At 33.5% G+C, this 13,538-nt stretch carries 12 protein-coding genes; 5 read left to right on the forward strand and 7 right to left on the reverse strand.

Annotation, left to right across the window (positions count from 1 at the left end; translation table 11 throughout):
- Window positions 1-369: 369 nt before the first annotated feature.
- From FS935_RS10600 to hxlR, 3 genes are all read right to left on the reverse strand, one after another.
- On the reverse strand, window positions 370-1,038 hold the full coding sequence (locus FS935_RS10600) for a GNAT family N-acetyltransferase (RefSeq protein WP_146948319.1): 669 nt from the start codon (window positions 1,036-1,038) through the stop codon (window positions 370-372).
- Window positions 1,039-1,065: 27 nt separating this feature from the next.
- Window positions 1,066-1,923, reverse strand: coding sequence for a carbon-nitrogen hydrolase family protein (locus tag FS935_RS10605; protein WP_146948321.1), 858 nt, complete (start codon window positions 1,921-1,923; stop codon window positions 1,066-1,068).
- A gap of 394 nt (window positions 1,924-2,317) precedes the next feature.
- Window positions 2,318-2,686: a transcriptional activator HxlR gene (hxlR, locus tag FS935_RS10610; RefSeq protein WP_146948323.1), complete on the reverse strand. Its 369-nt coding sequence runs from the start codon at window positions 2,684-2,686 to the stop codon at window positions 2,318-2,320.
- A 195-nt stretch (window positions 2,687-2,881) separates the two neighbouring features.
- On the opposite strand from hxlR, the gene hxlA reads away from it, so the two are divergent.
- Complete coding sequence (gene hxlA / locus FS935_RS10615; RefSeq protein ID WP_146948325.1) at window positions 2,882-3,514, forward strand: 3-hexulose-6-phosphate synthase; 633 nt, start codon at window positions 2,882-2,884, stop codon at window positions 3,512-3,514.
- Window positions 3,515-3,520: 6 nt separating this feature from the next.
- Window positions 3,521-4,078, forward strand: coding sequence for a 6-phospho-3-hexuloisomerase (hxlB, locus tag FS935_RS10620; RefSeq protein ID WP_146948328.1), 558 nt, complete (start codon window positions 3,521-3,523; stop codon window positions 4,076-4,078).
- 123 nt (window positions 4,079-4,201) lie between these two features.
- Here hxlB and FS935_RS10625 read toward each other — a convergent pair whose 3' ends face one another.
- Entirely contained in the window at window positions 4,202-4,540 is a 339-nt protein-coding gene (locus tag FS935_RS10625) for a DUF2642 domain-containing protein (protein WP_240050877.1), read from the reverse strand.
- Between the two features lie 223 nt (window positions 4,541-4,763).
- On the opposite strand from FS935_RS10625, the gene FS935_RS10630 reads away from it, so the two are divergent.
- Window positions 4,764-5,132 (forward strand): hypothetical protein, encoded by a 369-nt coding sequence (locus tag FS935_RS10630; RefSeq protein WP_146948332.1) that lies wholly within the window; start codon window positions 4,764-4,766, stop codon window positions 5,130-5,132.
- A 114-nt stretch (window positions 5,133-5,246) separates the two neighbouring features.
- Here FS935_RS10630 and FS935_RS10635 read toward each other — a convergent pair whose 3' ends face one another.
- From FS935_RS10635 to FS935_RS10645, 3 genes are all read right to left on the reverse strand, one after another.
- Window positions 5,247-6,803: a response regulator transcription factor gene (locus FS935_RS10635; protein WP_146948334.1), complete on the reverse strand. Its 1,557-nt coding sequence runs from the start codon at window positions 6,801-6,803 to the stop codon at window positions 5,247-5,249.
- Between the two features lie 10 nt (window positions 6,804-6,813).
- Window positions 6,814-8,544 (reverse strand): sensor histidine kinase, encoded by a 1,731-nt coding sequence (locus FS935_RS10640; RefSeq protein WP_158638593.1) that lies wholly within the window; start codon window positions 8,542-8,544, stop codon window positions 6,814-6,816.
- Between the two features lie 201 nt (window positions 8,545-8,745).
- Window positions 8,746-10,428, reverse strand: coding sequence for a methyl-accepting chemotaxis protein (locus FS935_RS10645; protein ID WP_240050885.1), 1,683 nt, complete (start codon window positions 10,426-10,428; stop codon window positions 8,746-8,748).
- A 346-nt stretch (window positions 10,429-10,774) separates the two neighbouring features.
- Between FS935_RS10645 and FS935_RS10650 the strand changes: the two genes are divergently transcribed.
- Together FS935_RS10650 and FS935_RS10655 are read left to right on the forward strand one after the other, a co-directional pair.
- Entirely contained in the window at window positions 10,775-11,794 is a 1,020-nt protein-coding gene (locus FS935_RS10650; protein WP_146948340.1) for an ABC transporter substrate-binding protein, read from the forward strand.
- Between the two features lie 220 nt (window positions 11,795-12,014).
- Window positions 12,015-13,538, forward strand: coding sequence for a sugar ABC transporter ATP-binding protein (locus FS935_RS10655; protein WP_146948343.1), 1,524 nt, complete (start codon window positions 12,015-12,017; stop codon window positions 13,536-13,538).

Below are 13,538 nucleotides of genomic sequence, written 5' to 3' on the forward strand. Positions count from 1 at the left end.
ATATAATCCATATAAAACAGGTTGGGACATAAGGAGTTTTGCTAATGATAAACCCGAATAATTAGGTGATACTTCAATTAATCATTCGCCTAATAGTTCGGGTTTTTATTTGCTGTCTTCAATAGATTTTTTGATTTTATATAATATTTTTAAGAACTAGTGGAATGTAGCGGAAGACATTTGACTCCTGCGGGTGCAGAGGAAAGGCTGAGACCCCACAGGCGCTTGCGCCGAGGAGGCTTAGCTTCCTCCCCGCGGAAAGCAAATGTCTGCAGCGCAATGGAACGAACTTGTTTCTTTCAACTTTACTGGATTTAAATTTATTCGTCTATTTGTATGACATCTTTAATTTGTCCCAGCCTCTTCACTTTAAAATGCAACAAGCTGAAGTTTGTCCTTACCTGCCAATTCATTAATCATCTTAATCCAAGATTGAGGCTTATTTGGTAAAACTGTGTAATATCTTTCTAAAAATACCTTAACTAATTCAGCTTGAATCTCTGTTCTTCCGTCCATAGGTAAAAAGCAAAGATCTAAACCAGTTACCTCTTCTCCGTCATTGTTCCAAGAAGGATGAACATATGTGAAATCAATGCGCTTGTAGCCAAGGTGCGCCAGTACTTCACGACGTACGAAAGGGTCCATTGGTTTTATGCCACCAAACTCATGATTTTTTACTTTATATGGATCATAAATTTCCGCAAACATTCCAGATAGTTCCTGACCATTTGCTTTAGCTAATTCGTTTAAATCTTGTTGTCTTTTATTAGCTAAAAATGGACCAACTCCCAAGCCAGCTTTGCCAATGATCGTAAAATCTGTCATCGCAACGTTAAAATCTTCGTAATAACGATATTCTGTTGCTCCAACAACTTTACCATCATGTACTGCAACAAAAACGCGAATACCTGGATCTTCAAGAGGTTCTTTCCACAAATCAAACTCTAGAACTTCCTCAGGTGGAAATATATCCTGCATTAACTGGTGCATTTGTGTAAAAAGTGGATCTTTAATGTTTGATATTCTTGTATAGTTCATCGTTTTAATCTCCTTTTGCAGTGTATTTTACGACCAATCTGGATATAAATCTGTTCGTCGATCACGCCATGTTGTAACAGAGCCATTTTGACGGACTTTATAGAGAGGTTCTAAATCAAGATCTGCAGTAACAACCATATCTTGATTTATTTCACCTTCAACAAGTATTCCACGAGGAGGAAATGGAATATCATTTGGTGTAATAATGGCTGCTTGTCCAAAATTAGAACGCATAAAATCAACAGTTTGAAGAGAGCCAACTGTACTTGCTGAAACTACATATAGTTGATTTTCTATTGCTCTTGCATGACTCGTATAACGGACACGATAATACCCATGACGATCATCCGTACATGTTGGACAGAAAATAACATCGGCACCTTTTGCTTTTGCAATACGTACAATTTCCGGAAATTCAATATCATAGCAAGTTAACATAGCTACTGTTCCCTTTTCTGTTTCAAACACTTTCAGATTTTCCCCTGGAGTCATATTCCATTCTTCAATTTCCGTTGGAGTTAAATGCAATTTAGCTTGCTCAACTACACGACCATCAGGATAAAACATATGAGCCACATTATATAGTTTTCCATGTTTTTGAATAACATGTGTACCACCAATAATATGCATCTTTGTTTTCATAGCCAAATTTATAAACAAAGAACGATATTGTTCTGTAAAATCCGGTAGATCCTGTATTGATAATGTTTTACCATCCGAGTCACCGATTGACATTAATTGTGTTGTTAAAAACTCTGGAAATAACACAAATTCTGCATCAAATTCTTGAGCGGTTTTTATATAATGTTCCACTTGATCTGCAAATTCATCAAAGGATTGGATAGTATGGAGGTGATATTGTACGGCAGAAACTCTTAGCTTCATCCAAAAAACCTTCTTTCTTATGGAAATTTAATAAATGTGAATTAAGGTGAAGAAATGTAACAATCCTTTTCTTAATAATGACATTATTGGTTAGTATGAGAGATTTAACAAGTAGACACTTTGAAGTTACTAAGTGTCCAAAAGTATACTGTGATACATGAAAATGTTAGTTTTTTAAACTTTGAGTTTAACACACTCATTTTAAAAAAGTGCCTTTTTGATGCGCTTAGCTAAGGAGAAGTCTCATATTTTTCTACCGATTAAACACATTCACAAAAAGCCAACACTGAGCATTAATATAGCCAAAATTTCAAAAATTAACATAGAAAAAAACCACAAATTCGTGGTTTCTATTGATTGAATATAGGAAAAATAAATGAATTGGTAAGTATACCTATTGATTAGAGGATGATTTATTTTCATCTAAGTTTGGAATTACATTTGCCATATAATTTTTTCCCCATTCATACATCGAATCGAGAATCGGCATCAAGCTTTCTCCTTCTACTGTTAAAGAATATTCCACTTTTGGAGGTACAACAGGATATACCTTTCTTTTTACAATCATATCTTCTTCTAATTCACGTAATTGATTAACGAGCATTCTTTGTGTGATACCAGGGATAAGTGATTTTAATTCACTAAAACGCTTTGTACCTTCTTTCCCCAAGTGCCATAGGATAATCATTTTCCACTTTCCACCAATCACAGAAAGAGTTAGCTCTTTTTCACAATTAAATGTTTTTTCTTCAAAACGTGACATATCTTTCACCTCAATTTTTATGTTCTTCACTTTCACTTAGTATACTTTTAGACACTATGTAAAGAAAAAGTGCGTACTTTCAGTCGATGAATATACAAAGTATACTACACATAACACATGATTTGTGTATGTTTGTGTTGTGAAACATTTATTTTTAATTAAATAGTTGGATTATAAAAATAGGAGGGAATATTAATGGAATTACAGTTAGCGCTAGATTTAGTGAATATCCCAGAAGCAATTGAGTTAGTTAAAGAGGTTGAAGAGCATATTGATATAGTTGAAATAGGGACACCAGTAGTAATAAATGAAGGACTTCGAGCTGTAAAAGAAGTGAAAGCTGCATTTCCTAACTTAAAAGTATTAGCTGATCTTAAAATTATGGATGCTGCAGGATATGAAGTGATGAAAGCATCTGAAGCAGGTGCAGATATCGTAACAATCCTTGGAGCAGCAGAAGATATGTCTATTAAAGGTGCGGTAGAAGAGGCACGCAAACAAGGAAAAAAAATCCTTGTTGATATGATTGCTGTAAAAGACTTAGCTGGCAGAGCGAAAGAGCTAGATTCATTAGGAGTAGATTATATTTGTGTTCACACGGGTTATGATCTTCAAGCTGTTGGTAAAAACTCTTTCGAAGACTTACAAACAATTAAAAGTGTTGTTAAAAATGCAAAAACGGCTATCGCAGGTGGCATTAAATTAGAGACTTTAGCAGAAGTTATCAAAGTCCAACCAGATCTTGTTATTGTTGGTGGAGGAATCACTGGTCAAGAAGATAAAAAAGCAGCAGCTGCTAAAATGCAAGAAATGGTAAAGCAAGGTTAAGATTATATGAAAACTACTCAATTATTAGCTGAAATTCTGAAAGAACTTGAGAATAGCAGTCAATTAATTTCTGATGAAGAAGCTGAAAGATTAGTAGAAGAAATTCTTGAATCCAAGAAGGTATTTGTAGCTGGAGCAGGTCGTTCTGGTTTTATGGCAAAGTCGTTTGCTATGCGTATGATGCATATGGGTTTTGATGCCTATGTAATCGGTGAAACGGTAACACCTACCTTTGAAAAAGATGATATTCTTATAATTGGCTCTGGCTCTGGGGAAACAAAGAGCTTAGTAATGATTGCTGAAAAGGCTAAGACCATTTCCGGAAAAATTGCCGCAATAACTATTTTTCCAGATTCTACAATAGGTCAGTTAGCAGATTTTACGATTAAATTACCTGGAGCACCAAAGGATAAAACAGAGAATGATTATAAAACAATTCAGCCAATGGGATCACTTTTTGAACAAACACTTTTACTCTTATATGATGCAATTATATTAAGATTAATGGAAAAAAGAGGTCTTGATTCAACAAAAATGTATGGAAAACATGCAAACCTTGAGTAATGGATTCTTATAAAGAATTTCAGAAACCTACATATCTGAAATGGGATTCTTAAATTAACTGATGGTTTTACATGATTATAATGTCGAGAAAAGGGTTCGGAATGAAATCATTCCGAACCCTTTTTAAGCATAAGTGGCTTTTGGACCTTCAAACCATATAATTTGTGATAGCCGAATATGTAAAGAACGATCTTCTGTATTAAGCTGAAGATGATCGACGGCGACTCCGGCTAGTTCACCTTCAACTCTTCCAACTGTTGTTACAAGTGCAATACTTTGTCCCTGGTGTCTACTAAGGTGCTGAATAAAAACTGGATCTAAATTAGTTGAATAATATGTAGGCTGAGGGAGACCAGCAAATGAGTGAATTACAGAATGAGTTGCAGGCTGATTATTCATGTATACCGGCTGAACTATTGGGTTTTGGATATATGGAACTTTTTTAGGGAGATTGATTTTCACCACTCCTATATGAAGATTTTTGTCCATAATAAATATGCGACATACACAAAAACTATTCCGACCACTAATCGAATATAGAAGTTTATAAGCTATACAAGGTAAAAATTAGACTCTTCTCAATTCAAGAATCTCCACTAAAAGTGATTATTTATTTCGATATAGAGTTGATAAAATCATTTTTTGACCGATATATATAGAAGAATACGTTTAAAGGGGCCTCAAGATGAGCATCGTTGAATTGATAAATAATATAAATAAAAAAGTTGAAGAATTGGATTTAGTTACTGCCAGAAAATTAATTGAAGAAAATATTGAACCATTAAAAGAAAATCGCACAAAATTAAAGAAGAATGCAAGAGAGTTATTTGAATTTATAACTCAAGCAATGGATTCTGGATATAAGTCTCCAACAAAGCAGGAGCTTTTCATTATAAGTGCGATCAATTCGCAAGCAACTAAATTTGACCTAAGAGGACTCAAACAAACCATTAAAGGAAACGAACATTTACTACTAAATAAGGTAGCAAGAGAATTCCTAAATTCTGATGCAAAAGTTTTATTAGAAGGCATGGGTGCAATAACTAAGGAATAATAGAGAAGATAAAAGGATGTAGTTTTAATCTTCTTTTTTTAACTTGTTGTGGTGAATATAAATTAGAATGACTCATGCACTTTGTTAAGTTCGATCTAGAACAACATTATTGTTCTAGATTGAAATGTTACTACTACTTTGATTTTTATATTGTCGTGTTGTCATTCCAGTTACTTTTTTAAACGTTCTGCAGAAATAGTGTGAATCAGTATATCCAACTTTATTTGCTATTTCATATGTTTTGTCGTTAGTGGTTTTTAATAGCTCCTTTGCACAATTAATTCGTGTTGTTGTTAAATATTCGATGAATGTATGACCGGTTTCCTGACTAAATAAATGACTTAAATAAGATGCGTTTACATTTACCTCATCAGCTGCATACTGAAGTGATAGTTGCTGGTTATTATAGTTTTCGTGGATATATTCCTTTACCTTCTGAATGACTGATCCGTTTTTGCCAATCAGTTTTTCCCTAGAAATAATCGTTATTTTTAGCAAATCAGCCATATATGTGAGTACATCTTGGTATTTCCTAATCCAGCTTGCTTTCATTTCTAATGTGTTAATTTCCTGCATAATTTCTAGTTTAGCAATTTCATATTCCTTTAAATAATGTGTGACGGTAATTGTGAAATCCATTAAAAAATAATAAGTGATAAATGGAGACTTATTATTTTCTTTCTCAAGGTATGAGGAATAAGAACGTGAGAATGTATGAATATCACAAAGCTGACCCGTCTTGAGAAAATGAATTAAGTCTTTTCGTTTAAATTGGTATAATGCTTTCTTCGATTCAATGTCTCTATCAGTTTCTTTTGAATTATATTTATGAATAACACTTGAATAGTTTTTCTCTTCATCAGCTTCTGCAAATGATAGGGCTATTCCTCGAATGCGACTCTCAACGCCTCCGATACCAAAAATGATAGAATTCTCTAAGGTATTTTCTTCATGAGAAATTAATCGTTTTCTAATAAGCTCTGATTCTTTTTCAAGTAACTCCTTTGTTTCTCCTATCATAATAAAGATAGATTCTTTTAATTTTCTACTAAATCTTACACAATCGAATTCATTTTCAATCCAATCCATAGAATAAGATTCAGATGTGGCTTCCACAACAACAATATAGTAATAGCTTGAGATTATACTAAGATTTAAGATAGATGCTTTTTTAATTGCATCTGAGGAGTTGTATTCACCTTCACAAAGTTCATATAAAAACTTATCGCGCGAATCAGTTTTATTCTGAATTGCTCGACTTTCTAAATCAATAAGTCTTTTATTCTCTAATTCTTCAATTTTAATTTGTGAAACCACTCTTGCTAATATTTCTTGTAAATCTTGGGAACTAACAGGCTTTAAGCAATATTCCGTAATTTGTATTCGCATAGCTTCTCTTGCATATTCAAATTCGTCATGACCACTAAGAATAATGATTTTTATCGAAGGAAATCTTTCTTTGAGAATGCGACTAAGCTCAAGGCCATCCATAAAGGGCATTTTTATATCAGTAATTACAATGTCTGGTTGATGTTTCTCAATGAGAGGAAGAGCGACTTCACCATCTGAAGCACTTCCGCAAAATACTAATCCTTGATTACCCCAATTAATACTGTTCATTATTCCCTCTCGGATATTCACTTCGTCATCTACTAAAAATACTTTTTTCATACTTTATTTATCACCTTTCAGCAGGAATAATTAAACTAACACGTGTTCCAGATCCATACCAGCTATTTATCGTTAATCCAAACGGCTCCCCATAATGAAGTGATATTCGCTGATGTACATTGACCATACCGAAGCCTCCTTGGTCTTTTTCAAAAGGAACACCTTTAGCTAATTGTATACGGATGTTTTCAAGCTTTTCTTCCTTAATACCTATCCCATTATCTATCACATCGATACAAATATAACCCTCAGGAGTAAAGTCAGCTTTAATCCTCACAAATCCTTTACCTCTTTTATTTTTGACTCCATGATAGATCGCATTTTCAACAAGAGGCTGGAGCGTTAGTTTAACAATTGAATAGTTTAAAATATCGTTATTTAAGTGAAAAGTTACATCCAAAATGTCTTGATATCTCATTTTTTGGATAATAAGATAATTTCGTATATGATCGATCTCATCCTCTAAAGAAATCACATCTTTTCCTTTACTTAAAGAAATTCTGAAAAAGTGAGACAGGGACTTTGTAATGTCTATTACCTGAGGAGTTTTTTTGGCTTCTGCCATCCAAATGATCGTTTCAAGTGTGTTGTATAAGAAATGTGGATTAATTTGGGCCTGCATTGTTCTTAATTCAGCCATTTTGAGTTGTTTTTGTTCGTTAACACTTTTGTAGACAAGTGTTTTAATTTTTGTGATCATACTATTAAAGCTTTGACCTAATTCTGCAATTTCATCTGTTCCTTCATTGATAATTTTCGTATCAAGATCTCCTAGGGAAGCCTCTTTCATTTTATCTGTCAAATTACGAAGCGGACGAATCAATTTGGATGTAATAAAGTAGTATAGCCCGATGGTGAAAATAATACTTGATGCTACACTTAGGAAGATTAAGCTTTTAATTTCATTTGCTTCTTTTGTCATTTCAGCTAATGGAACAGATCTTATTACTTTCCAGCCTGTGATTTTAGAGGTTTGAAACACATAAAATGTAGATGACTTTGTAAAGAAACCAGAGCTTTTTTCTTTCATTGCCTCATCTTGTGATATAGAAGGCATTTTTGTGCCTTCTGGTGACGTGAATAAAATATCACCTCGTTCATTTTCAATTTGGAAAATCCCAGATGAATTGGTAGCAGCGTCTAGAAGAATTTCCTCAAAAATTCTAGCTTTAATGATAATATTAATAAACCCAATTACTTCTTTTGATGAATCTGATATGATTGAACTCGTCATTGAAAGAGCAGGATTGCTATTTTTGTATACGGGTTCAATAAATGTTTTTCCTGGGCTAGAAAGGAGCTTAAACGAAACAATGTTTGTTGCCTGGTTATTGAGCTGGTGCACACCGCGATCTTCACTAACAGCTTTTCCATCTCGATCGATAATTCTAATGTTCATTATGCTATCACTATACTGATAACTTTCTCTATATAGTCCGATCATACCTAATATATTATTAGCTTCCTCAGCAGTGTTCACATGATCAATTAAAAATTGGACGGTACTTTCTTGTTTCCCAATTTCGGTAAATCTCTTTATATCTTGAACAACAGAATCAAATTCTCTTCCAAGCTGGTCGACCTGAATTTGTGCCAATGTATAAGACTTTTCAGATACAATATTATAAGATTTTACATAGGAAACGATTCCGACAAAAATGAGTGGAAGAACTGTTAATATAATAAACATGACAAGTAGCTTAATTCTTAAACTGGAATTCAACCATTTCTTAAACTTCATGAGTAACCCAACCATTCAATAGTGTTTAGTATAATTATTAACGACTCTTTTTTGAAAGATAGTTGCTATACTCGAGATACTACTTCAAGATCTAATTAAAAGGCTCTGTTAAACTTGCTGTTGATTTCCGTTCCCAAGCATTCGCTTTCCCAGGAAAAAGAAGACCCTTTTTCTCGAGGGAACAATAATAGAAGTAGTGAATTATATAGTAAACTGCCTTATATTATCTTTCATTTTCTGAATCCGTTCCACAAGCTTATATGAAGCATCTGACACTTCTTCAAGTGTTGTTAGCTGTTCCTCTCCCATTGCAGCAATGGCGATCACCTCTGATTTACTCAGTTTTGAACTATATTCAATCTCAGAAATAATCTGGCGAACAGATTCCATTTGTTTAAAAGCTTCTTGCATATGTGATGATATACGTTGATATTCAATTTCTTCATTTCTCGTGATTGTATGCTTTTTCAAAAAAGTAGATTTGAGTTGCTCAGTGATATTTATACTTTCATGAATGTCATTTAAATAAAAGCTAATTTGATCTTTAATGGAAGAAATCCTTTGATGAGTTTGAAGCGTCTCTTTCTCTGTTAGGTGAGAACGTTTATATAATTCATTGAATAGTTCGCTTGCTCTATTTATTTCCGTTTTGTTTTTAATTTCTTCTTCATCATTATGAAGTTGTCGTGACAGTAAATTAGGCTCTTTGGCGATAAGTCTTATAAGTCGATACATTTCATTAAAATGGTTTGTGGAGCGATAAATATACTCTAGATCAACATTTATTTGCTGTAACTTCTTATCATAATTGATAAATTTTTGCTCGAAGCTTTTAATTTGCTGTTGAATTTCTTCGTTCGTTTGAAGTGCTTCACTAGAGTGAGAATAGATTTTATTCGTTTTTAATAATATTTCGTTAAATGTTTGAAAAACAAGATCAAATGTAGAAGCTGACTTTCTAATAAGTTCATCCTGTTTATGTAGATTAATAGATATTGTTTGAGTTGCTTCTGCAACCTCTTCACCAGCAAGTCTGTTTTCAAGAATACTTTGGTGAATATCTTTAGAAGTTAGAACAACGAGGTCATTTGTATTTCTGACATTCACAATGATATCTTTCAGATTATAAAACATACGGTTATAAGAACGACATAAATCTCCAATCTCATTTTTGGATGGAATGGCTATTGCACCGATTGTTAAATTACCTTCTGCAATTTCATTTGTTTTCTTACCTAGAGCTCGGATTGGTTTGACAAAACTCCCAGAAATATACCATGCAAATAAAAAGGATAAAATAATTACACCTATAAACGAAGCTATATATATAGTAATATCTCTTTTTAAACTGGTGACAATACTCTTTTGTGATAACTCACTTGCGTTCAGTGTTGATTGTAAAAGTGTTTGAACCTGGTTATCAATAAGATCTGTTATGATTGTTATGTATTCATAGGTAGTATTTTTCTCGTCTGCGGGAGCATTACGTTGAATCTGTTCACCTAGCTTGTCAATATAGTCATTTGCAGATGATAAATTTTCTCTCACAGCACTAATTTCTTGGACAAATCGCCCTTTTTTATCATCTTTCTCAATTTGGTTTAAATTTTCTCTCATATTAGCAAGAAACTCATATTGATTGCCTTCTCCAAAAGGAACTCTTCCATATGCGATATCGCGTATTTCATTATCGAGCTGCTGCTTTAATTCTCCATTAATAGTATTCGTTAATGTAATAGTCTCCATCATTGCGTTATATTGCTTAACATACCCAACAAACAAATAAATCTGAACACAATTAATCGCAGCAAGCGATAGAAGGATAACGATAAATACTAGGATTAATCTTGTGCGTAATGAGAGGTCAGACAATTTTACATTCATTTTCACTATATCTCCCCCTATTATTTATCTCTTTTTCTTTTACAATCTTCATTTTTAAATAAATGTCTAAGGTAAGGTAGTTTTTCTTCTTATTAATATATGTGAAATTAAAACTCATATTATCAGAAAGTAGCAAGAAAATACTGAATAATAAAAATATTATACTTTCACATAAAAATAATGCAATAAAATGTGTTGTGGCATTTTATTGCTAAATAATTTGAAATTTATTCAAAAGTTTATCCATTTCAATCTATTGTGGAAGCGCTTTATAATTAGGATATACCAATTCTGGTAAAAATGCTATTTAAATCAAGGAATTGGAAGAAAAGGGGAGGAAATACTTATGCGAAAGTTATTCAAAGGAAAAGTACTACTATTTATGATGATGTCACTCATGCTTTTACTAGCTGCATGTAGCTCATCTGGTACTGGGGGAAATACAGATAACTCAGATACTAGTTCAGGAGATTCAAAATCTAGTGATAAGCTAGTGATTGGTTTTTCACAGGTTGGTGCTGAAAGTGAATGGAGAACAGCTAATACAAAATCAATGCAGGATGCAATCAAGGCTGCAGGACATGAATTGAAGTTCTCTGATGCGCAACAAAAACAAGAAAATCAAATAAAAGCAATACGTTCATTTATTGCTCAGAAAGTAGATGCAATTGTCTTTTCACCAGTTGTTGAAACTGGATTTGAAACTGTTTTACAAGAAGCTAAAGATGCAGGAATTCCAGTTTTTCTTTCAGATCGAGCTGTTGACATTGAAGATGACTCATTATGGGTAACATTCTTAGGATCTGACTTTGTAGAAGAGGGAAGAAAAGCTGCTAACTGGTTAGTGGAAGAAACAGCTGATGTAGAAGGTGATGTAAATATTGTTGAATTGCAAGGAACTGTAGGTTCAGCACCTGCAATTGATCGTAAAGAAGGATTTGAAGAAGTTATAGCAGATCATCCTAATCTGAAAATCACTAAATCTCAGACAGGAGACTTTACACGTGCAAAAGGTAAAGAAGTTATGGAAGCGTTCTTAAAGTCAGATGGAGATAACATTGATGTTCTTTATGCTCATAACGATGACATGGCAATAGGTGCTATTCAGGCAATTGAAGAATATGGGTTAAAACCAGGTGAAGATATCAAGATTATCGGTGTAGATGCAGTTAAAGGAGCTTTTGAGGCTATGGCTGCCGGAAAGATGAATGTAACTGTAGAGTGTAACCCGTTATTTGGTCCGCAAATGGTTGATTTAATTGAGGCACATCTAGCTGGTGAAACAATTGAAAAGCGTGTAGCTGTTGAAGAAAGCATGTACACAATGGATCAAGCTGAAGAGCTACTTCCAACACGTGAATATTAAGGCTCTTTTCTGAAAGATTTTTGCTAAGAAAAGATGCTACTAGACTTAATACACTGCTGTTTTCTTTAAGTACTGATCAACAAAATTTCCGAAAACAGCCTTATTAAAATTTTAGCAAACCTAGAGCCACTAAGTCATAGCGAAGTCATCTTTAAAGAGACTTAAAGCTAATTCTTATGTGGCTTTATATATCAGAAGATCTCTGTGAGGAGGAAATATTATGCAGCAGAAGCATACTCCGATGCTTGTTATGGAAGGGATAACAAAGGAGTTTCCAGGAGTAAAAGCTTTGTCAAATGTACATTTGAATTTATATCCGGGCGAAGTTCATGCCTTGATGGGTGAAAATGGCGCTGGTAAGTCAACATTAATCAAAGTGCTAACAGGTGTATATACAATTGATGAAGGTACCGTAACTCTTGAAGGTAAAAACATTAAAGTATCAAATCCCTTAGATGCTCAGGATTTAGGTATTAGTACGGTTTATCAAGAGGTTAATCTCTGTACAAACTTATCTGTCGTCGAAAACATATTTATCGGCCGTGAAATCATGAAAAGAGGTCGGATCAATTGGAAAGAAATGAATCGCCAAGCAAAAGATCTATTAAAAACAAGGCTTAACTTAGATATTGATGTGACAAAATTATTATCCTCCTATTCAGTAGCTATTCAGCAAATGATTGCTATTGCACGTGCTCTTAATGTCTCAGCAAAAGTATTAATTTTAGATGAACCAACTTCAAGTCTTGATAAAAATGAAGTAAATCACTTATTTAATGTAATTCGAAAATTGAAAAGTGAAGGCTTGGCGATTGTTTTTGTTAGTCATTTCCTTGATCAAATTTATGAAATTACCGATCGTTTAACTGTTTTGCGAAATGGTCAATGGATTGGTGAATATATGACAAAAGAGATCACAAGATTTGATCTTGTCACAAAGATGATAGGCAAGGAATTAACTGAGCTTGGTCAAAAAGCGAAAAGTATTGGTGGGGCAAAAGGAATGAATAATAATCTTTTCTTGGAAGGGAAAAATGTATCAAAACAAGGTAATATAGATGCATTTGATCTTAGTATTTACGAGGGTGAAATAGTTGGTCTTGCAGGTCTTCTTGGTTCAGGAAGAACAGAGTTAGCAAGATTATTATTTGGTGCCGATAAAGCAGATACTGGAGAGATTTTTATACAAGGTAAGAAGACAAAGTTGAGCTCACCTAAACAGGCTATTTCAAAAGGGATCGCTTTTTGCTCTGAAAACAGGAAAACAGAGGGCATTATACCAGATTTGACGATTCGTGAAAATATGATTCTTGCCATTCAAGGGATACAAGGTTGGTTTAATTATATTCCAAAGAAAAAGCAAATCGAAATAGCTGATGAATATGTGAAGCTACTAAATATAAATCCACCAAATCCAGAGCAATTAATTAAAAATTTGAGCGGTGGAAATCAGCAAAAGGTCATGTTAGCAAGATGGTTAATAACAAACCCTAAACTTCTAATCCTTGATGAACCAACAAGAGGAATCGATATTGGGGCAAAAGCTGAAATCCAAAAACTTATGCTTTCTTTAAGTGAAGAAGGAATGTCTATTTTATTTGTTTCTTCAGAATTAGAAGAAGTAATTAGAACGTGTAGAAAGATTGCCGTTTTGAGAGATCACAAGAAGGTTTCAGAAATTGAAAATAATCAACATGTTACCCAAAAAGACATAATGAAGGCAATGGCTGGAGGAATGGTATGA

This window comes from Metabacillus litoralis (assembly GCF_007994985.1).
GTDB classification, from domain to species: domain Bacteria; phylum Bacillota; class Bacilli; order Bacillales; family Bacillaceae; genus Metabacillus; species Metabacillus litoralis.

What these genes read in the sequence shown, in the direction of transcription:
- FS935_RS10600 (WP_146948319.1), bottom strand. Translation starts at nt 1,038, where the DNA reads ATGAACTATACAAGAATATCAAACATTAAAGATCCACTTTTTACACAA.
- FS935_RS10630 (WP_146948332.1), top strand. Translation starts at nt 4,764, where the DNA reads ATGAGCATCGTTGAATTGATAAATAATATAAATAAAAAAGTTGAAGAA.
- FS935_RS10645 (WP_240050885.1), bottom strand. Translation starts at nt 10,428, where the DNA reads ATGAATGTAAAATTGTCTGACCTCTCATTACGCACAAGATTAATCCTA.
- hxlB (WP_146948328.1), top strand. Translation starts at nt 3,521, where the DNA reads ATGAAAACTACTCAATTATTAGCTGAAATTCTGAAAGAACTTGAGAAT.
- FS935_RS10650 (WP_146948340.1), top strand. Translation starts at nt 10,775, where the DNA reads ATGCGAAAGTTATTCAAAGGAAAAGTACTACTATTTATGATGATGTCA.
- hxlR (WP_146948323.1), bottom strand. Translation starts at nt 2,686, where the DNA reads ATGTCACGTTTTGAAGAAAAAACATTTAATTGTGAAAAAGAGCTAACT.
- FS935_RS10655 (WP_146948343.1), top strand. Translation starts at nt 12,015, where the DNA reads ATGCAGCAGAAGCATACTCCGATGCTTGTTATGGAAGGGATAACAAAG.
- hxlA (WP_146948325.1), top strand. Translation starts at nt 2,882, where the DNA reads ATGGAATTACAGTTAGCGCTAGATTTAGTGAATATCCCAGAAGCAATT.
- FS935_RS10605 (WP_146948321.1), bottom strand. Translation starts at nt 1,923, where the DNA reads ATGAAGCTAAGAGTTTCTGCCGTACAATATCACCTCCATACTATCCAA.
- FS935_RS10635 (WP_146948334.1), bottom strand. Translation starts at nt 6,803, where the DNA reads ATGAAAAAAGTATTTTTAGTAGATGACGAAGTGAATATCCGAGAGGGA.
- FS935_RS10640 (WP_158638593.1), bottom strand. Translation starts at nt 8,544, where the DNA reads ATGAAGTTTAAGAAATGGTTGAATTCCAGTTTAAGAATTAAGCTACTT.